Below are 23066 nucleotides of genomic sequence, written 5' to 3'. Positions count from 1 at the left end.
CTCCTCGTGCCGGTGATGCCCTCACTCAGGCTAGACCCGCCCGGTTCCGGCACCTCGCCGGGGTACCCCGCGGGAGCGGGCCGGCCGCGGCGGCGTCAGCGGGAGGCGCTGGCGGCGGCGATGCGCTCGTTGCGCAGGGCCTCGTACCAGCGGTCGTCGACCGGCGGCAGGCCGGAGGACTCCAGCGCCAGCCTGATCAGCAGGTCGGCGATCTGCGGGTTACGGGCGAGCACGGGGCCGTGCATGTACGTGCCGAAGACGTTGCCGTTCCACGCGCCCTCGGTGCCGTCGCCGGTGCCGTTGCCGTGGCCGAAGCGGACCCGGGCGAGCGGCTTGGCGGTGGGGCCGAGGTGGGTGACGCCCTGGTGGTTCTCGAAGCCGGTGAGCTGGGGCAGGCCGAGCTGCGGATCGATGTCGCCCAGCACGTCGCCGACGCAGCGGCCGGCCTGGCCGCGCCCGCTGGTGACGTCGAGCAGCCCGAGGCCCGGCTCCTGCCGGTCGAGGTCGTTGATGAACTCGTGGCCCAGGATCTGGTAGCCGGCGCAGACGGAGAAGATGATCGCGCCATTGCCCGCGGCCCGGTTCAGCCCGCCGTCGCGGCGCAGCCGCTCGGCGGCGAGCCGCTGCGGGCGGTCCTCGCCGCCGCCGATGAGGTAGATGTCGGCGGAGGCGGGCACGGGCTGGTCGGAGCGGACGTCGACGCGCGTGACGTCGTAGCCGCGCTGCCGCGCGCGGCGCTCGACGACGAGGGCGTTGCCCTGGTCGCCGTAGGTGGACAGCAGGTCGGGGTAGACCCAGACGAGGCGCAGGCTGTTGTCGTTCATGCGGTCACTCCTTGGCGTCTCGTACGGGTCAGTTGCCGACGCGGCGGCGCAGGTCCTGGAACGCGGTGTAGTTGGCGATGACCTCGATCCGGCCGGGCGGCGCGGCGGCGACGGCCTCGTCGACGTGCTCGCAGACGCGGAAGCTCTGGTTCGCCACCTCCAGCCGGACGGCGAGGTCGAGCTTGCGGTCGCCGATGACGTACAGCGGGTGGCCGGTCAGCCGGGTGTAGTCGACGTCCCACAGCCAGGACGTGTCGGTGCCGTCGGCGCCGCGGGCGTTGACGGAGAGCACCACGGGGGTGGGCGGGGGGTCGATCAGGGAGAACGTCTCCAGCCAGCCCGCCGGGTTCTTCGCCAGCAGCAGCCGCAGGTCACGGCCGCCGAACTGGACGGTGTCGTACCTCCCGGCGACCGCGGTGACCTCCCACATGCGCTCCAGCGCCGTCTGCGGGTGCACGCCGAAGGCGGCGGCCACGGCGGCGGCGGTGGTGGCGTTGGCGCGGTTGGCCCGGCCGGGGAGCTGGAGGCGGATCGGCCAGGCGGCGCCGTGCGGGTCGAGCACGTGCTCGCCGGACAGCGCCCAACTGGGTACGGGGCGGCGGAAGCCGCACTCGGCGCACAGCCAGTCCTCGCCCGGGCGCTGGAGGACGCCGCCGCAGGAGGGGCAGGACCAGGCGTCGTCCTTCCACTCCTGGCCGGCGGCGACCCAGAGCACGTTCGGGCTGGAGGAGGCGGCCCAGACGACGAGGGGGTCGTCGCAGTTGGCGACGACGAGCGCCTTGTTGCCGGACAGGCCCTCGCGCCAGCGCTCGGCGAGCATGCGGGTCTCGGCGGCGCGGTCGAGCTGGTCGCGGGAGAGGTTGAGCAGCGCGATGGCCTTGGGGGTGACGTCGCGGGCGACGGTGGCGAGGTACTTCTCGTCGACCTCGATGACGCCGTAGCGCGCGTCGGAGCCGCCGGCGAGCGCCGAGGTGATGCCGGCGGGCATGTTGGCGCCGAGTGCGTTGGAGACGACGGGCCCGGAGGCGCGCAGGGCCTCCGCGATCAGCCGGGTGGTGGTGGTCTTGCCGTTGGTGGCGGAGACGAGGACGACGTCGAGGTGGCCGGCGAGCCGGCCGAGGAGGTCGGGGTCCAGCCTGAGCGCGACCTTGCCGCCGATCACGGAGCCGCTGCCCTTGCCCGCGGCGCGGGACACCGCCGCCGCCGCCCTGCCCGCCGTGACGGCCAGCTTGGACCGTGGCGACAGCGGTTCCGTGTTGCCTGCCATCGTCGTAGCTCCTCCTCGCGTGCCCGTGCGCGGTGCGCCGTCGTCGCGGTGCTCCGGTGTCCTTCGTCCGCTGCCCGGCCTGCGGCGCGGCGCGGTAGCGGCCAGCCTATCGAGAGACGCGCCGGGCCCCGAATCCCGGCACGTCGTGCCGCCCGTGTGCCGCTCCCGCGGCTGCCCTACAGTCCGGGTCCGCCGGCCTTGTCCGCGGCGGCGGCGAGCCGCCCCCAGAGCAGGTCTGCGAGGCTCTGCACCAACTCGGCGCGGCTGCAGGGCCGTTCGCGCAGCCACCAGTCGCCGGCGGCGTGCATCATGCCGACGATGCCGTGGCCCCAGGCGCGGGCGATCACCGCGCCGCCGGGGCCGAAGTCGATGCGGTCGGCTATGACCTGGGCCAGCTCCTCCCCCAGGCGGCGGAGCAGCGGCGCGGAGTGGCGGCCGACCTCGAAGTCGCGCTCGGTGGCCTCGGCGGCCGGGGCCGGTTCCGGGACGTCGAGGGCGCCGCCGTCGGCCGGGTGCATGAGGAAGCGGTAGACCTGCGGGCGGGCCTCGATGGCCGAGAGGTACGTGTCGAGGGTGGCCTCGACGCGCTCACGCCGGCCGGTGGGGGCGTCGAGCGCGGCGCGCAGGGCGGCGAGCAGGGCGTCGGTGTGGCGTACGGCGAGCGCGCGGTACAGGCCGCCCTTGTCACCGAAGTGGCGGTAGAGGATGGGCTTGGTGATACCGGCCTCGGCGGCGATCGCGTTCATCGAGGCGCCCGGGCCGTCTCGCAGGACCACCCGGTCCGCGGCTTCGAGCAGTTCGCGGCGCCGGTCCTCGGTCGCCTGCTCCCTCTCGCCGCGCCGGTTGTCCATGAAACCGCTCCCCTGCCTGGTCGATGCCCGGATGACTGCGCAACCTAGCACCCCGGTCACGTCGCCCCCGCGGACGTGCGGGAGTTGACAGAGTCTACTCACGGGTAACAGACTTACGTTACCGACGGTAACGAATGCAAAGGGTGCGGAGGCGCAATGTCTGAGTTCACGTTCGAGCTCAACGAGGACCAGAAGTCCGTCCAGGAGTGGGTGCACGGCTTCGCCGCCGACGTCGTCCGCCCCGCCGCCGCCGAGTGGGACGAGCGCGAGGAGACCCCCTGGCCGGTGATCCAGGAGGCGGCCAAGATCGGCCTGTACTCCCTGGACTTCTACGCCCAGCAGTACTTCGACCCCACCGGGCTGAGCATCCCCGTGGTCATGGAGGAGCTGTTCTGGGGCGACGCGGGCATCGCCCTGTCGATCGTCGGCACCGGGCTCGCCGCCGTCGGCGTGCTGGCCAACGGCACCGAGGAGCAGATCGGCACCTGGATCCCGCAGATGTACGGCGACGTCGACAACGTGCAACTGGCCGCCTTCTGCTCCTCCGAGCCGGACGCCGGCTCCGACGTCTCCGCGATGCGCACCCGTGCCGTCTACGACGAGGCCAAGGACGAGTGGGTGCTCAACGGCACCAAGACCTGGGCCACCAACGGCGGCATCGCCGCCGTGCACGTCGTGGTCGCCGTCGTCGACCCGGAGCTGGGCACCAAGGGGCACGCCTCGTTCATCATCCCGCCGGGCACGCCGGGACTGTCGCAGGGGCAGAAGTTCAAGAAGCACGGCATCCGCGCCTCGCACACCGCCGAAGTGGTGCTGGAGGACGTGCGGGTGCCCGGCTCGTGCCTGCTCGGCGGCCGGGAGAAGCTGCAGGAGCGGCTGGCCCGGGCACGCGAGCGGGCGAAGTCGGGCGGCGAGCGGGTCAAGAACGCCGCGATGGCCACCTTCGAGGCGTCCCGCCCCGCGGTGGGCGCGCAGGCGGTCGGCATCGCGCGCGCGGCGTACGAGACGGCGCTGGAGTACGCCAAGACCCGCGTCCAGTTCGGCCGCCCGATCATCGACAACCAGGGCGTCGCCTTCCAGCTCGCCGACATGCGCACCCAGATCGACGCCGCCCGGCTGCTGGTCTGGCGGGCCTCGTGGATGGCCAGCGCCGGCAAGGGGTTCACCTCGGCGGAGGGCTCGATGTCGAAGCTGTACGCGGGCGAGGTGGCCAAGGACGTCACCGCGCGGGCGATGCAGATCCTCGGCGGCAACGGCTACACCCGGGAGTACCCGGTGGAGCGGATGCACCGCGACGCCGCCATCTACACGATCTTCGAGGGCACCAGCGAGATCCAGCGCCTCGTGATCGCCCGCACCCTGGCCGGCGTCCCGATCCGCTGACTTCGCCGGCCCTCTCCCCCGGCGCGCGTCGCGCGGCTACCCTGCGAGCGCACGACGACCGACCGGGGGAAGGGCGAGGCCGCGTTGTTCTACCACCTGCTGAAGTACCTGTTCATCGGGCCGCTGCTGCGGCTGCTCTTCCGGCCCCGCATCGAGGGCCTGGAGCACATACCGCAGGAGGGGGCGGCGATCGTCGCGGGCAACCACCTGTCGTTCGCCGACCACTTCCTCATGCCGGTGATGCTGAAGCGGCGCATCACGTTCCTCGCCAAGGCCGAGTACTTCAACGGCCCCGGCCTCAAGGGGCGGCTGACCGCCGGGTTCTTCCACAGCATCGGCCAGATCCCGGTCGACCGCCGGGGCCGCAAGGCCGCGCAGGCGGCCATCGAGGAGGGCCTGGGCGTGCTCGCCAAGGGCGAGCTGCTGGGCATCTACCCGGAGGGCACGCGCTCGCACGACGGGCGCCTGTACAAGGGCCGGGTCGGGGTGGCGGCGATGGCGCTGCGGGCGGGCGTGCCGGTCATCCCGTGCGCGATGCTCGGCACCCGCGAAGTCCAGCCGCCCGGCCAGAAGATCCCCAGCCTCGGCCGGGTCACGATCCGCTTCGGCGAGCCGCTGGAGTTCTCCCGGTACGAGGGGATGGAGGACCAGAAGGCCGTGCTGCGGGCCGTCACCGACGAGATCATGTACGCCATCCTCGGCATGTCGAACCAGGAGTACGTCGACCGGTACGCGCCCGACGTCAAGGCCGAGCAGGAGGCCGCGAGGAAGAACCCGCCCGCGGCGGCCTGACCGAAACCGGGCGCCGCGCGGAAACCGGGTGGTCGCTGCCCGGCCCCGGTGCGTACCGTCCAGGCATGACGAGGACAGCGGAGCCCGCCGCGCAGCCGGCCGGCGGCACGGTACGGACCGGCCCGGGCGGTGCCCGGTGAGCGCGCGGCTGCGTCAGGTGGCGCGGGACAACGACCGGATCCTCGCCGAAGGCGGGTACGAGGCCGCGGGCCGGTGGGTGCCGGTGGGCGAGGCCGCCGCGCGGGCGGCGGACGGCACCCGGATGTACGGACCGGGGCCGGTCGCCGGCGCCGGGCGGGCCGCCGCGGACGCGCCGCGGGCCCGGCCCGCCGAGGTGACCGCCGAGACCTCGCTCGCCGCGGCCCGGCGGCTGGTCGCGGACGGCGCCGACGGCGCCGACCGCGTAGGCGTGCTGAACTTCTCCTCCGCCCGCAACCCCGGCGGCGGCTACGTCAACGGCGCCCGCGCGCAGGAGGAGGAGCTGTGCCGGGCCTCCGCGCTCTACCCGGCGCTGCTGCGCGCGCCGGAGTTCTACGCCGCCCACCGCGCCGACCCCAGCCCCTTCTACACCCACCGCGTCATCCACTCCCCCGCCGTCCCGGTGTTCCGCGACGACGCGGGCGCGCTCCTGGCCGAGCCGTACGCCGTCGACTTCCTCACCTCCCCCGCCCCCAACGCGGGCGTGATCGCCCAGCGCACGCCCGAGGAGACGGACCGGATCCCCGCCGCGCTGACCGGGCGCGCGGAGCGGGTGCTGGAGGTGGCGGCGGTCGCCGGGGTGACGGCGCTGGTGCTGGGCGCGTGGGGCTGCGGGGTGTTCCGCAACGACCCGGCGCAGGTGGCGGCGGCGTTCCGCACCCACCTGGAGCCCGGCGGGCGGTTCGCGGGGCGGTTCGGGCGGCTGGTGTTCGCCGTGTGGGACCGGCAGCCGCGGTCGGCGAACCGCGAGGCGTTCGAGGCGGCGTTCGGCACCGGCTGAGCGACCGGGCCACGGTGCGCGGGCACGTTCGCCGCCCGGCCGTGAGCCTCACGACGGGCGGTCGTCCCCCGGCGCGGCACGCACCAGGCCGGTCCGGTATGCGATCACCACGAGCTGCGCACGGTCACGGGCCTCCAGCTTCGTCATCGCGCGCTGCACGTGGGCGCGGACCGTGAACGGGCTCAGGAACATCCGCTCGGCGATCTCCTGGTTGGACAGCCCGGTGGCCACCAGGGCCACCATCTCGCGTTCGCGCGGGGTGAGCACGGCGAGCCGCTCCGGGTGGTGCCGCGGGGCGTCGTCCGGGGTGGCGAGGAAGCGGGCGACCAGGGAGCGGGTCGCCGCGGGCGACAGCAGCGTGTCGCCGGCGGCGATCGTACGGACCGCCTCCGCCAGTTCCTCGGCGCCGATGCCCTTGCCGACGAAGCCGCCGGCCCCGGCGCGCAGCGCCTGCGCGACGTACTCGTCCGTCTCGTACGTGGTGAGGATCAGGATGCGGCTGCCGCGCAGCTCCGGGTCCGCGGCGATCTCCGACGTGGCGGTGAGACCGTCCACCCCGGGCATGCGGATGTCCATCACCACCACGTCCGGGTGCAGTTCGCGGGTGAGGCGCACCGCCTCCCCGCCGTCGGCGGCCTCGCCGACCACGGTGATGTCCTCGGCGGTGTCCAGGAGCATCCGGAACGCGCCGCGCAGCAGTGCCTGGTCGTCGGCGAGCAGCACCCGTAGCGTCACTGCGCCTCCCGGTGTCCGTCACCCGTGGGTCCGCCGGCTGCTCCGCGCGCCGTGTCCTTGGCCGCCGGCAGGGGCAGTTCGGCGGAGACGAGGAAGCCGCCCTCGGGGCGGCCGCCCGCGGAGAGGTGCCCGCCGACCGCTGTGGCACGTTCGCGCATCCCGATCAGACCGTAGCCGGGCGGGCGCTCGGGTGCGGCGGCGGACGGTGCCGTACGGGTGCCGCGGCCGTCGTCGGCGACGGTGAGGGTCAGGCGGTCGCGGCTGAAGGCGAGGTGCACCCGCGCGCTGCCGGTCCCGGCGTGCTTGGTCACGTTGGTCAGGGCCTCCTGGACGATGCGGTACGCGGTGAGGTCCACGCCCGGCGGCAGCGGCCTGGCCGTGCCCTCCTGATCCAGCGACACCTCCAGGCCCGCGCGGCCGAAGGAGTCGAGGAGCGCGGGCAGCCCGGACAGCCCGGGCGCCGGATCCGCGGGCTCGGCCGCGTCTCCGGACTGGCGCAGCAGCCCGACCGTGGCGCGCAGGTCGTCGAGCGCGTCGCCGGTGGTCTGGACGAGCTCCGCCAGGCTCTTGCGGGTCTGCTCGGGGCGGGAGTCGAAGAGGTGGGCGGCGACCGTGGCCTGCGCGTTGGCCAGGGTGATCTGGTGGGCGACGAGGTCGTGCAGTTCCCGGGCGATACGCAGCCGTTCCTCGGCCACCCGGCGGCGCGCCTCGCTCTCCCGGCTCTGCTCCGCCCGCCGGGCCCGCTCCTCCACGGCCGCCAGATACGCCCGCCGGTTGTGTGCCGAGCGCCCCAGCACGCCGGCCACCAGCGGGAACGCCGCCACCGAGCCCATCCGGCTCGCGTCCTGCCAGGACAGGTCCTCGAACCAGGGGGTGGCGGCGAGCAGCAGCGCCGCGGAGGCGAGCGACACCGCGAGCGCGGCGCGCCGTTCGGTACGGGCGTGGAGCGCGTACGCGTAGGCGGCGATCACGGCGGGGGCCATGATGGGCGGGCTCAGCAGCAGGCCCAGGGGCGGCACCAGCACGCCGGCCGCGGTCGTGGCCGCCAGGGCGGCCAGGGGCGTCCTGTGCCGTACGGGCAGCACGGCACAGGACGCCACGGCGACGAGATAGGCGGCGGGGGGCGGCGCGGCCAGCGTGTCGTCGACCTGCACCACCCCGCCGAGCAGGCAGAGCGTGACCGCCGTCGCCGTGACCGCCGCCTCCCGCCACCGCGAACGGCGCGCCCGCGGACCGCCGTCGCCCGGGTTCGTCATGGCCGGGTCAGTACCGGCCGGCCGGCAGCCGCGGCACCCCCGCGTCGGGTCCGCCCGCGGGGGCGGGGACCCGCTTGCTCAGCGCCTCGCCCTCGATGTCCACGTTCGGCAGCACACGGTTCAGGATACGAGGCAGCCACCAGGCCCGGTGGCCGAGCAGCGCGAGCACCGCCGGCACGATCGCCATCCTGACCACGAAGGCGTCGAAGGCGACGGCGGCGGCGAGGCCCACGCCCATCGTCTGGATCGTCGGGCTGCTCATCCCGACGAACCCGGCGAACACGCTGATCATGATGATCGCCGCGGCGGCCACCACCCGGCCGCTGTGCCGGAACCCCTGGACGATCGCCTCGCCGGGCGACGCGCCGTGGACGTAGGTCTCCCGCATCCGGGTGAGGAGGAAGACCTCGTAGTCCATGGCGAGGCCGAACACGATGCCGATGATGAGGATCGGCATCAGCGACATGACGGGGCCGGTCTGCTCGATGCCGAGCAGGTCCGCCCCCCAGCCCCACTGGAAGACGGCGACGAGGACGCCGAAGGCGGCGCCGACGGACAGAAGGAAGCCGAGCGCGGCCTTGAGCGGTACCAGGATCGAGCGGAAGACCACCGTCAGCAGCAGCACCGCCAGGCCGATGACCACGGTCAGATACGGCAGGAGTGCGTCGGACATGGCTTCCGAGATGTCGATGTTCATCGCGGTGGTGCCCGTGACCAGGACACCGGCGCCCGTGTCCGCCTCGACGCCGTCGGCGGCGTCCCGGATCGAGTGGACCAGGTCCTTGGTCTCGCCGCTGTTCGGCGCGGTCTCCGGCACGGCGGTGAGGACGGCCGTGTCCCCGGCCTCGTCGAGCACCGGGTCGCCGACGGACGCCACGCCGTCCACGTCCCGTACGGTCGTGGCGACCAGGTCGCCGGCGGCCTCGGCGTCCGCGGCCTTCGACGTGTCCACGACGACTGTGAGCGGCCCGTTGAAGCCGGGCCCGAATCCCTCCGACAGCAGGTCGTAGGCGCGCCGCTGGGTGGTCTCGACCGACTTGGCCTCGTCTCCCGGCAGGCCGAGTTCGAGGTTCAGCGCGGGTACGGCGACGGCGCCGAGGCCGAGTCCGGCGACCAGCAGCACGGCCACCGGCCGGCGCAGGACGAACCGCGCCCAGCGGACGCCGAGACCGGGCCGGCCGGCCCCGGCGGGCACCGCGTGCGGGCGCTCGCCGGCCCGCCGGGCGGCCTTGCGCACGGCCCGGGACAGCACCCGCCGGCCGGCGAAGCCGAGCATCGCGGGGACCAGGGTGAGCGCGACGAGCACGGCGAGGGCCACGGCCCCCGCGCCGCCCATGCCCATCTTCGTCAGTTCGGGGATGCCGACGACCCCGAGCCCGACCAGGGCGATGAAGACGGTCGCGCCGGCGAAGACCACGGCGGACCCCGCCGTGCCCACCGCCCGGCCCGCGGCCTCCTCCGGGTCGCTGCCGCGGGCGAGTTCGTCGCGGAACCTGGAGGTGATGAAGAGCGCGTAGTCGATGCCGACCGCCAGCCCCAGCATCAGCGCCAGAATGGCGACGGTGGACGTCAGGCCGAGCGGCACGGCCAGCGCGGAGACCAGGCCGAAGGCGATGGCCACGCCCGCGAAGGCGGTCAGCAGCGACAGCCCGGCGGCGACCAGCGAACCGAGGGCGAGGACCAGCACCACCGCGGCCACCGCCACGCCGATCATCTCCGTCGCGCCGCCCGGCTCCTCCTCCGCGTCCAGGGCGGACCCGCCGATCTCCACGGTCAGCCCCGCGTCCCTGGCCTGGTCCGCGGCGCCCTCGAGGGCGCTCTTCGTCGGCCCGGTGAGGTCCACGGCGTCCGCGGTGTAGGTGATCGTGGAGTAGGCGATGGTGCCGTCCTCGCTCACGTCACCGGCCTCGTACGGGTCGCTGGCCGACGCGACCTGGCCGCCGCCGTCCAGCGAACCGAGCGCGTCCGCGACGGCCGTCTTGTGCTCCGTCGCCGTCATCCGCTGCCCGTCGGGGGCCTGGAACACCAGACGGGCCTCGGCCCCCTGCGCGTTGTTCTCGGGGAAGCGCTCGTCCAGCAGGTCGAACGCCTGCTGCGACTCGGTGCCCGGCATGGAGAGGTCCTCTTCCTCCCCGGCAGGCGCCACGGCGGCGGCGACCCCGGCAATCACCAGGGCGACCAGCCACGTGCCGCCGACCAGCCGGCGCCGCCGGAAGGCCCACCGCCCGATCCGGTAGAGAAACGTCGCCACTTCTCGATCACTCCAGACACCGCTAGGAACGGGGAATCGCGCGAGATCTCACGCGCTTCCCACACTCCCGGCCGGCGCCCGGCGGGGCATCGTCCGCCGTGGCCGTCTTCGCCTGGTGCGCCCGGACCAGCCGGCGCCGCGGCCTGGTGCGTACGCACCACGGTCCGCCCCGGGCCGCGGCTACCCCTGCTGCTCCGCCCCGCCTTCCCCGCCGTCCTCGAAGTCCTCGACGAAGAAGCTGTCGTGCCGGACGCGGAACCGCTTCAGCTCCTCGCCGCCGCGCCGCGACATCTCCGCCACCCGCTCGAAGTACTCCTCGCGCGGTGCGCCCGGGGAGAAGAGCATGAGCACGCGGACGGGGTCGTCCGTGACGTTCCTGAAGGCGTGCAGCCCGCCGACGGGCACGTACAGGAAGTCCCCGCCGCGCCCCGTCACCCACCTGTCGCCGTCGTACAGCTCCAGCTCGCCGGAGATCACGTAGAAGGACTCCGACATCGCCTTGTGGAAGTGCGTCTTCGCCCCGGGCGAGCGCGGGCCGAGCTGGACGTCGTACAGGCCGAACTCGCCGCCGGTCGACTCCTCGGTGGCGAGGTAGCGGGTGAAGCCGCCGGGCGAGGTGAGGTCAGGCGGGGTGGCGGCCGGCCGGAACGTCGCGTTCACCTCACCCCGCTCCCCGTGGTAGCGGGGTTCGGGGTAGACGAGGTCTTCGGGGTACGACACGGGTGCGCTCCTTCCGGCGGTTCTCCAGCATCGTGCCCCGGGCGGCGCGTGAGCGGCATCGGGCAACCGGATGATCTCGGCGGCGCCGGGCCCAGGTCCGCGGACCTAGGGCCGGCGCGGCGTCGTCCCGTCCGGCGGGACCCGACGGGACGGGACGGGGCTCCGCGGGACTAGGCGGGACCCTCGCTGCTCGCGCGGGTGTCGGGGGCGCGGTGTTCCGCGGCGATGCCGAAGCGGCGTTCGCCCGTGGCAGATCCGGCGGGGTGGACCGTGCGCACGCCGGAGACGGTGGTGATGACCTGCTCCTCGGCCGGCGGGTTCTCGAGGTCGTCGAGTTTTTCCAGGTCGGCGGCCGATACGAGGGCCACGAGGGGCCGGCCGTGGCGCGTGACCACGACCCGCTCGCCGCCGTAGACCACGCGGTTGATCAGGTCGGCCAGCTCTGCACGGGCTTGCGTCACCGGAATTTCGTACGCCATGCTCCCAGCATAACCGGATGTACGTCCTGTACATTTTGTACTGGGATCCTGACGACAAGAGCCTGACAACGAGAGAGAGGTGCCGACGGCCATGGACAGCCCCACGGCGCGCTACGTGCTGCCGGAGTTCACCGAGCGGACGAGCAGCGGGGTGCGCACGCAGGATCCGTACTCGAAGCTGCTCGAGGAGCGGATCGTCTTCCTCGGCACGCAGGTCGACGACACGTCGGCGAACGACGTGATGGCGCAGCTCATGCATCTGGAGCACGCCGCGCCCGACCAGGACATCTCGCTGTACATCAACTCGCCCGGCGGCTCGTTCACGGCGATGACCGCGATCTACGACACGATGCAGTTCGTCACCAGCGACATCGAGACCGTCTGCCTCGGGCAGGCCGCGTCCGCCGCCGCCGTGCTGCTGGCCGCGGGCACCCCCGGCAAGCGGTACATGCTGCCCGGGGCACGGGTGCTCATCCACCAGCCGTCGTTCGCCGAGCCGGTGCGCGGGCAGGCGACCGACCTGGAGATCCACGCGCGGGAACTGCTGCGCCACCGCGAGCTGCTGGAGGAACTGCTCGCCAAGCACTCCGGGACGCCGATCGAGCAGATCCGCGAGGACATCGAGCGCGACAAGATCCTCGACGCCCCGGCGGCCGTCGCGTACGGGCTGGCCGACCGGCTGACCGAGAGCCGCAAGGGCACGGGCACGCCGCGCTACGGGAGGTGAGGGACGGTGCTGCCGCCCGAACTGCCCCCGCTGCCCGCGCTCACGCGCGCGGAGGCGGAGGTGATCGACCGCTATCTGGACGCCGTCGACCAGTTGGGCCGGATCAACCCGGCGCGCGGCGCGGACACCTACGCCGGGTTGCGCGCCGCGCAGGCGCTCGTGCGCACCGCGGCCGGGCTGCGCGACGCGCTGGCGCTGATGCACGAGCGGCGCGAGACGACGATCCACGCGGCGACGATGGCGCGTGCGCTGCGGGTCCTCGACGGGGAGCGGCGCAGCCGGCTGGTGGCGGTGCCGCCGGGACCGCGGGAGCCCGACGGGGCGCCGTGACCGGCGGCGGGGGCGCGCGGCGGGCGGCCGGGTAGGTTGGCCGCGTACCGCCGCCGCGCGCCGAGGAGCCAGCCGCCATGTGTCCCCAGCCCGGTGACCCCGTATCCGTGACGGCGCCCGCGTACGGCACCGGCGGACCGGACGGCGGCCGGCTCGCCGCGCTGCTGGCCGCCGCCGCCCGCGGCGACTTCCCGCCGCCGGACGGCGCGGTCACCGTGCTCCCGCAGCCGTCGCCGCGCGACGCGGGCGTCCTCGCCCTCACCGGCCGCCACGTCGTCTTCGCCGACGCCGATCCCGCGTGGATACGGGCCCTGCTGCCCGCCGACGACCTGTCCGCCCCGCTCAACCCGCCGTTCCTCGGCGCCCTCACCGCCCGCCTCGGCCGCACCGTGAACAACATCGACGCCCTGCTGGTCGCGGACCCCCTGCCCGGCCCGCCGCCGCTGCGTCTCGCGCCCGACGAGGACGGCACCCACCCCCGGCTGCGCCGCGCCCTGCGCCACCGCGACGGCGTACGCGCCTGGACCGTCCCCGGCGCCACGGTGCTCCTCGGCCGCGGGGTCGCCGGGCGCTGGGAGGTCGCCGTCGAGGTGGCGCCGGACGCCCGGGGCGGCGGCCTGGGGCGGCGGCTGGCGGGCGCGGCCCGCCACCTCGTGCCGCCGGGCGAGCCGTTGTGGGCGCAGGTGGCGCCGGGCAACGCGGCGAGCGTCCGGGCGTTCCTTGCCGCCGGGTTCCGGCCGGTGGGCGCGGAGGCGCTGCTGGTGGTAGACGAGGAGTAGGACGGGCCGATCGGGCAACCGGGAAGTGCATGGACCGAGAACGGAACGAGGACGAGCGCGGCGGGACGCCGCCTGCCGCACGGGCGGCGGAGGATCCGGCGGCGCCCGCGGAGTACGCGCGCCGTGAGACGCCGCTGGAGCGGGACGACCGCAACTTCGTGGAGCTGCTCCAGGAGCTGCGGGTGACGCAGACGGGCGTACAGATCCTCTTCGCCTTCCTGCTGACCCTCGCCTTCACCGAGCGCTTCACCGAACTGGACTCGCTGCAGCGCGGGACGTACGTGACGACGCTGCTGCTCTCCGTGGCAGCGGCGGTGCTGTTCACGGCGCCCGCGGCGGTGCACCGGGGGCTGTTCCGGCGCCGGGCGAAGCGGCGGATCGTCGACGTCTCCTCCCGACTGGCGGCGGCCGGGCTGGGCGTGCTCGCGTTCGCGCTGTCCGGGGCGGTGACCCTCGTGGTGGACGTCGTCCTGGGGCGGGCGGAGGGCTTCGCGGCGGGGGCGTCGGTGCTGGTGTTCACGGCGGGGCTGTGGGCGGCGCTGCCGTGGGGGCTGAGCCGGAGCCTGCGCGCGCCGCATGCGGCGCGGCAGGATGACGAGGGGGCCTGAGCGGGCCGTCAGAGGGTGCCGGGATCGGTGTTCGCGCCGCAGAGCACGACGGCCACCCGCTCCCCCGCCCGCGGCTTGTACGCGCCCGTGGTCAGCGCCGCGAGCGCCGTCCCCGCGGCGTGCTCGACGACGAGCCGGTGCTCGTCCCACAGCCGCCGCCTGGCCGCCGTGATGTCGGCGTCGGCGACGAGCACCGAGGTGGTGCCCGGCCGCCGCGCCCAGGCCAGCGCGTCGCGCGACGTACGGGACGCGCCGAGGGAGTCCGCGGCCACGGAGTCGACCGGGACGTCCACGACCTCCCCGGCCGCCAGCGCGGCGTTGAGCGCACGGCAGTTCTCGGGCTCGACGGCGACGACGCCGATCCCCTGCCGCGCCGCGGCCGCCGCGACGCCCGCGTACAGCCCGCCGCCACCGACCGCGACGACGACGGTGTCGAGGCCGCCGGGCACCGCGGCGACGATCTCCGGCAGCAGCGTCCCGGCGCCGGCGGAGATCAGCGGGTGGTCGTAGGCGTGGGAGGCGAGCGCGCCGGTCTCCGCGGCCATCGCGCGGGAGGCGGCCAGCGCCTCGCCGTAGGTGCGGCCCGTCAGCCGTACGTCGGCGCCGAGGCCGCGTAGCCGCTCGACCTTGAACTCCGGCGCGGTGGCGGGCAGGAACACGTGCGCGGGAACGCCGTGGCGGGCGGCGGCCCAGGCGCAGGCGAGGCCGGCGTTGCCGCCGGAGGCGATGAGCACGCCCGCGTCCGGCATGGTGCCGGCGGCGGCGTGGGCGGCGGTGAAGTTCAGCGCGCCGCGGGCCTTGAAGGAGCCGGTGTGCTGGAGGAACTCGAGCGCGAGCCACACCTCGGCGTCCGGTGCCACCTCGGCGCCCGCGGGCGCGACGGCGACCGGGCGGACCCCTCCCGCGATGCGCTGGGCGGCGGCGTGGACGTCCTCGTGGCTGATGGGCTGGTCGGTCATGTCTCCAGGGTGGACCAGCGGGGTGCCCGGGTGTGCCGCGGGGGCGTGTGCTTCAGGACACGGGGGCCGATCGCCAGGGCAGGTCGATCCACACCGTCTTGCCGCCGTCGGCCGCCGGCGTCACGGACAGCCGCCCGCCCGACTCCGCGACGAGGCACCGGATGATGACCATGCCCCGCCCGTTGTCCTGCTGGACGGCGGCCGGCAGCCGGCGCGGCCAGCGCGGGTGGCTGTCGCTGACGCCGACGCGCAGTTGCTCCCGTCCCAGCGTCATCCGAACGGTGAACGTCGGCGACTGGCCGCGGGTGTGCTGGACGGCGTTCGTGGCCAGCTCGGAGACGACGAGGCAGACGGTGTCCGCGGCGTCCGCGCGGTCCGGCAGGCCCCATTTCCCGAGAATGTCAGTGACATATTTACGTGCCTGCGTGACGGAAGCAGCCTCACTCGGCAACGTGACGGATGCTTCGTGCTGGTCTGCCATTGCGACGCCGTCCCTTTCGCACGTGTGTGCCGGACTCCGACGCGTGCCTGGTGAAGTCGAGGACCGCTTCAGGTTGTTGTTCGCGCCACCGTGCCACCGATCGTGCCCGGCCCGCGAGCCCGCCACCAAGTTATGCATATATCTGTCGCTCAATGCGGTGAACTCTGCCCCGAGAGACTGTATTTGGGCGGCACACTGGCCAGTTGTTACGCGTTCGGCCGAGCGGGCCGGGAGGGTCGTCATGCGCAATGAGCCGGCGGTACGCCGCGCCAAGCTGGGCGCGGAGCTGCGCAGGATGCGCGGCAGGGCCGGGCTGACCAGCGAGAAGGCTGCGGAGCTGGTCGGCTGGCACCAGTCGAAGATCAGCCGGATAGAGACGGGCACGTCCGCCGCCAAGGCCGCGGACGTCACACGGCTGCTGGACGCCTACCGCGTCACCGACCCCGGGCTGCGCACGCTGCTGGAGACGCTGGCCACGGCGCCGCACGACGGTCGCGAGGACCGCTGGTGGAGCGAGTACCGCGACCTGCTGCCGCCCGCTTACCTGGACTTCATCAGCCTGGAGGCGGAGGCGTCCGCGGTGCGCACGCTGGAGACGTCGGTGGTCCCGGGGCTGCTGCAGACGCGGCGGTACGCACTGGCGGTGACCCGGGCCGCCGTCGCCGGCGCGGGACCGCGGGAGGTGGAGACGCTGGTGGAGGTGCGGATAGCCCGGCAGGCGGTGCTGCGCTCCGCGCCCCCGCCGCGCCTGCACGCGGTGCTGGACGAGGCGGTGCTGCGGCGGCACGTGGGCGGACCGGGGGTGATGGCGGAGCAGTTGCGGCACTTGCGACGGATGGGCATGCTTCCGCACGTACGCGTGCAGATCCTGCCCTTTTCCTCGGGCGAGCACGTCGGCCTCACCGGGCCTTTCGTTATCTTCTCTTATTCGCGCAGTTCTGACCTCGATGTGGTCGTTGTCGACCATTTGATGAGTAGCCTTCACCTGGAAAGGAAAGAAGACTTACGGGCGTATGTGACGGCCTTTGCTTCGCTGCAGGCGAGCGCCCTTTCGCACGAGGAGTCCATGGCGTTCATAGCCGCGCTCGGCGCGGGCGCAAGGGAGGCACCATGACCGCAGCACCTCGGTACGTCTCCTCCAGTACGGCACTCGACGACCTCCGTTGGCGGCGCAGTTCGCACAGCACGGGGGCGAACAACTGCGTCGAGGCCGCTTATCCCGTGGGACCGGAATCCCCCGGACTGCTCGCCGTGCGGGACTCCACCCATGTGGAGGGGCCGGCGCTGCTGTTCCGGGCCGAGGCGTGGGGGGCGTTCGTCGCGGCGGTCAAGGACGGGGAGTTCGCCGGGGACGCGCGGGTCGCGTACACCTAGCGCGGGTACACCCGCACGCGGCCCCTACCGGGCGGGCGCCCGGCGCGGCGGCGCCGGGTCCGCGGGCGCCGTGCGTACGACGGTGTCGATCGCGGTGTCCACCTGCTGTGCCGTCAGGTCCGCGCGGGCGGTCAGGCGCAGCCGCGAGATGCCGTCGGGCACCGACGGCGGGCGGAAGCAGCCCACCGCCACCCCCGCGTCGCGGCACGCCGCCGCCCACGCGACGGCCGCCTCCGGCGCCGGGGCCCGCACCGACACCACCGCCGCGTCGGGGCGTACGGCCGTCAGCCCGGCGGCCGTCAGCCCGCCGTGCAGCGCCGCCGCCACCCGCCGGGCCGCCGCGGCCCGCTCCGGCTCGCGGCGCAGCAGGCGCAGCGCGGCGAGGGCGGCGCCCGCGGCGGCGGGGGCGAGGCCGGTGTCGAAGATGAACGTACGCGCGGTGTTGACCAGGTGCTCGATCACCCGCGCCGGGCCCAGCACCGCGCCACCCTGGCTGCCCAGCGCCTTCGACAGCGTGACGGTGGCGACGACGTCGGCCGCGCCCGCCAGGCCGGCCGCGTGCAGCGAGCCGCGCCCGCCGGCCCCGAGGACGCCGAGCCCGTGGGCGTCGTCCACCAGCAGCCCGGCCCCGTACGCGCGGCAGGCCGCCGCCAGCGCGGGCAGGTCCGCCGCGTCGCCGTCGACGGAGAAGACCCCGTCGGAGACCGCCAGCGCCCGCCCGGCGAAGCCGTCCAGCGCCTTTACCACCGCGTCGGCGTCGGCGTGCGGGACGACGGCGACGTCGGCCCGGGAGAGCCGGCAGCCGTCGATGAGGGAGGCGTGGTTGCCCGCGTCCGAGACGACGAGGGTGCCGCGGTCGCTCAAAGCGGTGACGGCGGCGAGGTTTGCGGCGAATCCGGAGGAGAACACGAGCGCGGCCTCGAAGCCGCAGAAGGCGGCGAGTTCGGCCTCCAGTTCCGCGTGCAGCGCGGTGCTGCCGCTGACGAGCCGGGAGCCGGTGGCGCCCGCGCCCCAGCGGCGGGCCGCGGCCCCGGCGGCGGCGGTGACCTCGGGGTTCCGGGCGAGGCCGAGGTAGTCGTTGCCGCACAGGTCGAGCAGCCGGGAATCGTGCGCGCGGGGGCGCAGGACGCGGACGAGACCGGCGCGCCCCCGCTCCTCGGCCTGCGTGTCGATCCAGTCGAAGGCGTGACGGGGCATGCGGTTCCTCGGCTCGGTGGGCTGTTTCTGCACCGTAGTGCGCGCGCGGGCGCGCGGCGGTGTGGCGATGAGCACACAAGTCGGGGGCGGCCGTTGTGCGGTGCCCCATTGGCCCGGGCCGGTGCGGTGGGCGAGGATCAGCGCCATGGACCTGCTTTCGACGCTGGTGGACAAGGGGCTGCGGCGCGAGGCGCCGACCCGTGACGAGGCGCTGGCCGTGCTGCGCACCCCGGACGAGGACGTACTCGACGTCGTCGCCGCGGCCGGGAAGGTGCGCCGGGAGTTCTTCGGCCGCCGGGTGAAGCTCAACTACCTGGTCAACCTCAAGTCGGGGCTCTGCCCCGAGGACTGTTCCTACTGCTCGCAACGGCTGGGCTCCGAGGCCGGGATCCTCAAGTACACGTGGCTGAAGGCCGACCAGGCGGCCGAGGCCGCGGCGGCGGGGGTGGCGGGCGGCGCCAAGCGGGTCTGCCTGGTCGCCAGCGGCCGCGGGCCCACGGACCGCGACGTCGACCGGGTCTCGGCGACCATCGCCGCCATCAAGGAGCGGAACGCGGACGTGGAGGTGTGCGCCTGCCTCGGGCTGCTCTCCGACGGCCAGGCGGAGCGGCTGAAGTCGGCGGGCGCGGACGCGTACAACCACAACCTCAACACCTCCGAGGCGACGTACGCGGACATCTGCACCACCCACGGCTACGAGGACCGGGTGCAGACCGTGCAGCAGGCCCAGGCGGCCGGGATGTCGGCGTGCTCCGGGCTCATCGCGGGGATGGGCGAGAGCGACGAGGACCTGGTGGACGTGGTCTTCGCGCTGCGCGCGCTGGACCCGGACTCGGTGCCGGTGAACTTCCTCATCCCGTTCGAGGGCACGCCGCTGGCCGGGGAGTGGGACCTCACCCCGCAGCGCTGTCTGAAGATCCTCGCCATGGTGCGGTTCGTCTGTCCGGACGTGGAGGTGCGGCTGGCGGGTGGCCGGGAGATCCACCTGCGGTCGCTGCAGCCGCTGGCGCTGCACCTGGCCAACTCGGTGTTCCTTGGCGACTACCTGACCAGCGAGGGGCAGGCGGGCAGGGCGGACCTGGAGATGATCGCGGACGCCGGGTTCGAGGTGGAGGAGGCGGGGCGGACGACGCTGCCGCCGCACCGGGCGGACGGGCCCGTCCGGGACGAAGGTCCCCCCACGGACGGCGTTCCCGCTCCGGACGACGCGCCCGCGGGCGAGCCGGTGCGGGCGGCGCGTACGGACCTCGTCGCCGTACGCCGCCGCGGGGCCGGCACGGAACTGCCGCCCAATGCCTGAGCCGATGCCGCCCCGGCGGCTGCTCGACCTGGACCGCGAGCACGTCTGGCACCCGTACGGGCCCATGCCGGGCCGGCAGGAGCCTCTCGTCGTCGATTCCGCGGAGGGCGTACGGCTGCGGCTGGCCGAGCCGGCGTGGGGGGTGGACGAGCTGGTCGACGGGATGTCGTCCTGGTGGTCGGCGATCCACGGCTACCGCCACCCGGCGCTCGACGCCGCCGCCCGCGGGCAGTTGGACCGGATGAGCCACGTGATGTTCGGCGGGCTCACCCACGAGCCGGCGGTGCGGCTCGCGGCGCGGCTGGTGGAGGTCACGCCGGAGCCGCTGCGGCACGTGTTCCTCAGCGACTCGGGGTCGGTGTCGGTCGAGGTCGCGGTCAAGATGTGCCTGCAGTACTGGCGTTCACGCGGCCGGCCGGGCAAGCGCCGGCTGCTGACCTGGCGCGGCGGCTACCACGGCGACACCTGGCAGCCGATGTCGGTCTGCGACCCGGACGGCGGCATGCACGAGCTGTGGTCCGGCGTGCTGCCGCGGCAGGTGTTCGCCGGCGTGCCGTCCGCGGGCTTCGACGCGCCCGTGGACGAGGCGTACGAGCGTGAGCTGCGCGCCCTCGTGGCGCGGCACGCGGACGAGCTGGCCGCCGTGATCGTGGAGCCCGTCGTGCAGGGCGCGGGCGGCATGCGCTTCACCTCCCCCGGCTATCTGCGGGTGCTGCGTGAGGCGTGCGACGCACACGGCGTGCTGCTGGTGTTCGACGAGATCGCCACCGGCTTCGGCCGCACCGGCGCGTTCTTCGCCGCGGACCACGCGGGCGTCTCACCGGATGTGATGTGCGTCGGCAAGGCGCTGACCGGCGGCTATCTGTCGATGGCCGCCACGCTCTGCACGCCCGGGGTCGCGGAGGGGATCTCGGCGGGCGAGGTTCCCGTGCTCGCCCACGGCCCGACGTTCATGGGCAACCCGCTCGCTTCCGCCGTCGCCCTGGCCTCGCTCGACCTGCTGGCCGACGGCGGCTGGCGGCAGGACGTCAAGCGCATCGAGAGCGGGCTGCGGGAGGGGCTCGCCGAGGCGGCGGAGCTGCCGGGGGTGGTGGACGTGCGGGTGCTGGGGGCCATCGGCGTCGTCCAGCTCGACCACCCGGCGGACATGGCCGCCGCCACCCGGGCCGCCGTCGAGGCGGGGGTGTGGCTGCGCCCCTTCCGCGACCTGATCTACACCATGCCGCCGTACGTGACGGACGACGCCGACGTCACCCGCGTCTGCGCCGCCGTGCGCGCCGCGGCGGCGGCGGGCTGACGGGCGGAGGGGGACACGATGGGCAGCGTGCTCGTGGTCACCGGCACCTCGACCGGCGTGGGCAAGACGGTCGTCACCGCCGCCGTGGCCGCCGCGGCGCTGGCGCGGGGCCGCTCGGTGGCCGTGCTCAAGCCGGCGCAGACCGGCGTGGCGCCCGGCGAGCCCGGCGACGCCGACGAGGCGGCGCGCCTGGCACCGGGCGTGCGGGCGGTGGAGCTGGCCCGCTTCCCCGAGCCGCTGGCGCCCGCGACGGCCGCCCGCCGCGCGGGGCTGCCGCCGCTGACGGCGGCGGACGCGGCGGGGATGGTGGAGAAGCTGGGGCACGACCACGACCTGGTGCTCGTGGAGGGCGCGGGCGGGCTGCTGGTGCGGCTGGACGACGCGGGCGGCACGCTGGCGGAGGTGGCGCGGCTGGTGGCGGCGCCGGTGCTGGTCGTGGCCGCCGCGGGGCTCGGCACGCTGAACGCCACCGAGCTGACGACGGAGGCGCTGCGCCGCCGCGGTCTGGCATGCCCGGGTGCGGTGGTGGGCAGTTGGCCGGCGGCGCCGGACCTGGCGGCCCGCTGCAATCTGGCGGACCTGCCCGCCACGGCGCGGGTGCCGCTGCTGGGCGCGGTGCCGGAGGGCGCCGGCGGGTTCGGCCCGGAGGCGTTCGGCGCGGCGGCGCCAGGGTGGCTGGCGCCGGCGCTCGGCGGGCACTGGGACGCGGACGACTTCCGCGCCCGGCAGGCCCCGGGCAGGTTCGAGAGGGGACAATCGCACTGATCCCGTTCGCCAGGAGGCCGGTATGCCGTCATCGCCGCGCGCCGCGAAGGACGCCGTGCACCACCCGTACTTCGCGCGCTTCTACGCACGCCTCAGCGTCGCCGCCGAGGAGCGCGGCGGGGTCGCCGAGCTGCGCGCGGAGCTGCTGGCCGGCCTCTCCGGCCGGGTCGTCGAGATCGGCGCGGGCAACGGGCTGAACTTCGTGCACTACCCGGCCGCCGTCTCCGAGGTGGTCGCGATCGAGCCGGAGCGCCACCTGCGGCAGCTCGCCGCGGCGGCGGCGCTGCGCGCGGACGTGCCCGTGGACGTGCTGCCGGGAACGGCGGAGGCGCTGCCGCTGGACGACGGGTCGTGCGACGCCGCCGTCGCCTCGCTGGTGCTCTGCTCGGTCGCGGACGTGCCGCGGGCGCTCGGCGAGCTGCGCCGGGTACTGCGGCCCGGCGGCGAGCTGCGGTTCTACGAGCACGGGCGCGCCGAAGGACGGGCGATGCGGGCGGTGCAGCGGGCGGCGGACCGCACGGTGTGGCCGCTGCTGCTCGGCGGCTGCCACTCCGGCCGCGACGTGCTCGGCGAACTCTCCGCCGCCGGGTTCACGCTCGGCGCGTACCGGCGGCTGCGGATGCCGGAGAAGGGGCCGCCGACCCCGGCCTCGTACCACGTCCTGGGCACCGCGCTACGCGGCTGACGTCCGCTCCACCGTCCACAGGAGAGGGCCGTCCTCCCCCGGGAGTAGTGGGTTGTCCACAGGTGCCACCCGGGAGGGATGCGCGTGGTTGCGCGGCGGCCTAGTCTCGCTGGCAGGCGGCGTTGATCCGATCGGTCGCGTGGCCTGGCAGCACGTCCCGGCCGGGCGCGCACGGCGTACGGCGGGGAGACAGGAACGCGCACCCGGCGCCCGGCCCACAGCCCGATGGGGGAACGGCATTGTCCACACCGGCGGCACTCGACAGACTCGACGCGGGACCGCCGGCCGGGGTCGCGGCCCGGGCCGGCGGGCTGACGAAGACGTACGGCAGCGGCGAGACGGCGGTCGTCGCGCTGGACTCGGTGGACGTGGAGATCCGCCGCGCCCGTTTCACGGCGGTCATGGGGCCCTCCGGCTCCGGCAAGTCGACGCTGATGCACTGCCTCGCCGGGCTCGACACGGTGACCTCCGGGCAGGTCTGGCTGGGCGACACGGAGATCACGGGCCTGGGTGAGCGGGAGCTGACGCGGCTGCGCCGCGACCGGATCGGCTTCATGTTCCAGTCGTTCAACCTGCTGCCCACGCTGAACGCGCTGGAGAACATCACGCTGCCGATGGACATCGCGGGCCGCAAACCCGACCCCGAGTGGCTGGACCGGGTGATCGACACGCTCCGCCTGCGCGACCGGCTCGACCACCGGCCCTCGCAGCTCTCCGGCGGCCAGCAGCAGCGGGTGGCCTGCGCGCGGGCGCTGGCCTCCCGGCCCGAGCTGATCTTCACCGACGAGCCCACCGGCAACCTCGACTCGCGCTCCGGCCTCGAGGTGCTGGGCTTCCTGCGGGAGGCCGTGGACCGGTTGGGCCAGACGGTGGTGATGGTGACCCACGACCCGGGCGCCGCCGCCCACTCCGACCTGGTGCTCTTCCTCGCGGACGGCCGGATCGTGGACGAGATGCCGGGGCCGACGGCCGAGGCGGTGCTGGAGCGCATGAAGCGCTTCGACGGCATCAGGAAGAGCTGAGGCGG

General features: G+C 74.7%; 25 protein-coding genes. 14 read left to right on the top strand and 11 right to left on the bottom strand.

Annotation, left to right across the window (positions count from 1 at the left end; genetic code table 11):
* Window positions 1-95 precede the first annotated feature (95 nt).
* The 3 genes from O7599_RS36390 to O7599_RS36380 form a co-directional block, all read right to left on the bottom strand.
* Window positions 96-824, bottom strand: coding sequence for a glutamine amidotransferase (locus tag O7599_RS36390; RefSeq protein WP_281619876.1), 729 nt, complete (start codon window positions 822-824; stop codon window positions 96-98).
* A gap of 28 nt (window positions 825-852) precedes the next feature.
* A complete protein-coding gene (locus tag O7599_RS36385; RefSeq protein WP_281619875.1) occupies window positions 853-2091 on the bottom strand; it encodes a MurT ligase domain-containing protein in 1239 nt (412 codons plus the stop codon).
* A gap of 176 nt (window positions 2092-2267) precedes the next feature.
* Window positions 2268-2942 carry a TetR family transcriptional regulator gene (locus O7599_RS36380; RefSeq protein ID WP_281619874.1) on the bottom strand — a complete coding sequence of 225 codons (675 nt, stop codon included), beginning with the start codon at window positions 2940-2942 and terminating at the stop codon, window positions 2268-2270.
* 156 nt (window positions 2943-3098) lie between these two features.
* Here O7599_RS36380 and O7599_RS36375 point away from each other — a divergent pair, with 156 nt between their 5' ends.
* The 3 genes from O7599_RS36375 to O7599_RS36365 all read left to right on the top strand — a co-directional run bounded on the left by O7599_RS36375 (window position 3099) and on the right by O7599_RS36365 (window position 6096).
* Complete coding sequence (locus tag O7599_RS36375) at window positions 3099-4325, top strand: acyl-CoA dehydrogenase family protein (protein ID WP_281619873.1); 1227 nt, start codon at window positions 3099-3101, stop codon at window positions 4323-4325.
* A gap of 84 nt (window positions 4326-4409) precedes the next feature.
* Complete coding sequence (locus O7599_RS36370; RefSeq protein WP_281619872.1) at window positions 4410-5117, top strand: lysophospholipid acyltransferase family protein; 708 nt, start codon at window positions 4410-4412, stop codon at window positions 5115-5117.
* Between the two features lie 136 nt (window positions 5118-5253).
* On the top strand, window positions 5254-6096 hold the full coding sequence (locus O7599_RS36365; RefSeq protein ID WP_281619871.1) for a TIGR02452 family protein: 843 nt from the start codon (window positions 5254-5256) through the stop codon (window positions 6094-6096).
* 48 nt (window positions 6097-6144) lie between these two features.
* Here the strand turns inward: O7599_RS36365 and O7599_RS36360 are convergent, their stop codons facing one another.
* The 5 genes from O7599_RS36360 to O7599_RS36340 form a co-directional block, all read right to left on the bottom strand.
* Complete coding sequence (locus tag O7599_RS36360) at window positions 6145-6831, bottom strand: response regulator transcription factor (RefSeq protein WP_281619870.1); 687 nt, start codon at window positions 6829-6831, stop codon at window positions 6145-6147.
* Window positions 6828-8087, bottom strand: a complete 1260-nt coding sequence (locus O7599_RS36355) for a sensor histidine kinase (RefSeq protein WP_281619869.1) — start codon at window positions 8085-8087, stop codon at window positions 6828-6830. Before O7599_RS36355 ends, O7599_RS36360 begins: the two co-directional genes overlap by 4 nt.
* A 7-nt stretch (window positions 8088-8094) precedes the next feature.
* Complete coding sequence (locus tag O7599_RS36350) at window positions 8095-10338, bottom strand: MMPL family transporter (protein WP_281619868.1); 2244 nt, start codon at window positions 10336-10338, stop codon at window positions 8095-8097.
* Between the two features lie 180 nt (window positions 10339-10518).
* On the bottom strand, window positions 10519-11058 hold the full coding sequence (locus O7599_RS36345) for a cupin domain-containing protein (RefSeq protein WP_281619867.1): 540 nt from the start codon (window positions 11056-11058) through the stop codon (window positions 10519-10521).
* Window positions 11059-11228: 170 nt separating this feature from the next.
* Complete coding sequence (locus O7599_RS36340; protein ID WP_281619866.1) at window positions 11229-11537, bottom strand: type II toxin-antitoxin system Phd/YefM family antitoxin; 309 nt, start codon at window positions 11535-11537, stop codon at window positions 11229-11231.
* A gap of 91 nt (window positions 11538-11628) precedes the next feature.
* On the opposite strand from O7599_RS36340, the gene O7599_RS36335 reads away from it, so the two are divergent.
* The 4 genes from O7599_RS36335 (at window position 11629) to O7599_RS36320 (ending at window position 13981) form a co-directional block, all read left to right on the top strand.
* Window positions 11629-12264, top strand: coding sequence for an ATP-dependent Clp protease proteolytic subunit (locus O7599_RS36335; RefSeq protein WP_281619865.1), 636 nt, complete (start codon window positions 11629-11631; stop codon window positions 12262-12264).
* Between the two features lie 6 nt (window positions 12265-12270).
* On the top strand, window positions 12271-12594 hold the full coding sequence (locus O7599_RS36330) for a hypothetical protein (protein ID WP_281619864.1): 324 nt from the start codon (window positions 12271-12273) through the stop codon (window positions 12592-12594).
* Between the two features lie 77 nt (window positions 12595-12671).
* Window positions 12672-13373 (top strand): GNAT family N-acetyltransferase, encoded by a 702-nt coding sequence (locus O7599_RS36325; protein WP_281619863.1) that lies wholly within the window; start codon window positions 12672-12674, stop codon window positions 13371-13373.
* A gap of 29 nt (window positions 13374-13402) precedes the next feature.
* Entirely contained in the window at window positions 13403-13981 is a 579-nt protein-coding gene (locus tag O7599_RS36320; RefSeq protein ID WP_281619862.1) for a DUF6328 family protein, read from the top strand.
* Between the two features lie 8 nt (window positions 13982-13989).
* On the opposite strand, the gene O7599_RS36315 is transcribed toward O7599_RS36320, so the two are convergent.
* Window positions 13990-14940 carry a serine/threonine dehydratase gene (locus O7599_RS36315; RefSeq protein ID WP_281619861.1) on the bottom strand — a complete coding sequence of 317 codons (951 nt, stop codon included), beginning with the start codon at window positions 14938-14940 and terminating at the stop codon, window positions 13990-13992.
* 52 nt (window positions 14941-14992) lie between these two features.
* Window positions 14993-15421: an ATP-binding protein gene (locus tag O7599_RS36310; protein ID WP_281619860.1), complete on the bottom strand. Its 429-nt coding sequence runs from the start codon at window positions 15419-15421 to the stop codon at window positions 14993-14995.
* 241 nt (window positions 15422-15662) lie between these two features.
* Here O7599_RS36310 and O7599_RS36305 point away from each other — a divergent pair, with 241 nt between their 5' ends.
* Both O7599_RS36305 and O7599_RS36300 read left to right on the top strand, forming a co-directional pair.
* Window positions 15663-16535 carry a helix-turn-helix transcriptional regulator gene (locus tag O7599_RS36305; protein WP_281619859.1) on the top strand — a complete coding sequence of 291 codons (873 nt, stop codon included), beginning with the start codon at window positions 15663-15665 and terminating at the stop codon, window positions 16533-16535.
* Window positions 16532-16795, top strand: coding sequence for a DUF397 domain-containing protein (locus O7599_RS36300; protein ID WP_281619858.1), 264 nt, complete (start codon window positions 16532-16534; stop codon window positions 16793-16795). Before O7599_RS36305 ends, O7599_RS36300 begins: the two co-directional genes overlap by 4 nt.
* A gap of 24 nt (window positions 16796-16819) precedes the next feature.
* Here O7599_RS36300 and O7599_RS36295 read toward each other — a convergent pair whose 3' ends face one another.
* Entirely contained in the window at window positions 16820-17992 is a 1173-nt protein-coding gene (locus tag O7599_RS36295) for an 8-amino-7-oxononanoate synthase (protein WP_281619857.1), read from the bottom strand.
* Between the two features lie 145 nt (window positions 17993-18137).
* On the opposite strand from O7599_RS36295, the gene bioB reads away from it, so the two are divergent.
* The 5 genes from bioB to O7599_RS36270 all read left to right on the top strand — a co-directional run bounded on the left by bioB (window position 18138) and on the right by O7599_RS36270 (window position 23061).
* Window positions 18138-19292: a biotin synthase BioB gene (gene bioB, locus O7599_RS36290; protein WP_281619856.1), complete on the top strand. Its 1155-nt coding sequence runs from the start codon at window positions 18138-18140 to the stop codon at window positions 19290-19292.
* On the top strand, window positions 19285-20589 hold the full coding sequence (locus tag O7599_RS36285) for an adenosylmethionine--8-amino-7-oxononanoate transaminase (protein WP_281619855.1): 1305 nt from the start codon (window positions 19285-19287) through the stop codon (window positions 20587-20589). The genes bioB and O7599_RS36285 overlap by 8 nt, the downstream gene beginning before the upstream one ends.
* A gap of 18 nt (window positions 20590-20607) precedes the next feature.
* Window positions 20608-21354 (top strand): dethiobiotin synthase, encoded by a 747-nt coding sequence (bioD, locus tag O7599_RS36280; RefSeq protein ID WP_281619854.1) that lies wholly within the window; start codon window positions 20608-20610, stop codon window positions 21352-21354.
* A gap of 22 nt (window positions 21355-21376) precedes the next feature.
* Window positions 21377-22039, top strand: coding sequence for a class I SAM-dependent methyltransferase (locus O7599_RS36275; RefSeq protein ID WP_281619853.1), 663 nt, complete (start codon window positions 21377-21379; stop codon window positions 22037-22039).
* Between the two features lie 239 nt (window positions 22040-22278).
* Window positions 22279-23061, top strand: a complete 783-nt coding sequence (locus tag O7599_RS36270) for an ABC transporter ATP-binding protein (protein ID WP_281619852.1) — start codon at window positions 22279-22281, stop codon at window positions 23059-23061.
* Window positions 23062-23066 lie beyond the last annotated feature (5 nt).

Source organism: Streptomyces sp. WMMC500 (assembly GCF_027497195.1).
Lineage (GTDB): Bacteria > Actinomycetota > Actinomycetes > Streptomycetales > Streptomycetaceae > Streptomyces.
The sequence above is the reverse complement of the archived record's forward strand: the minus strand, read 5'-3'. Positions and strand labels throughout refer to the sequence as shown.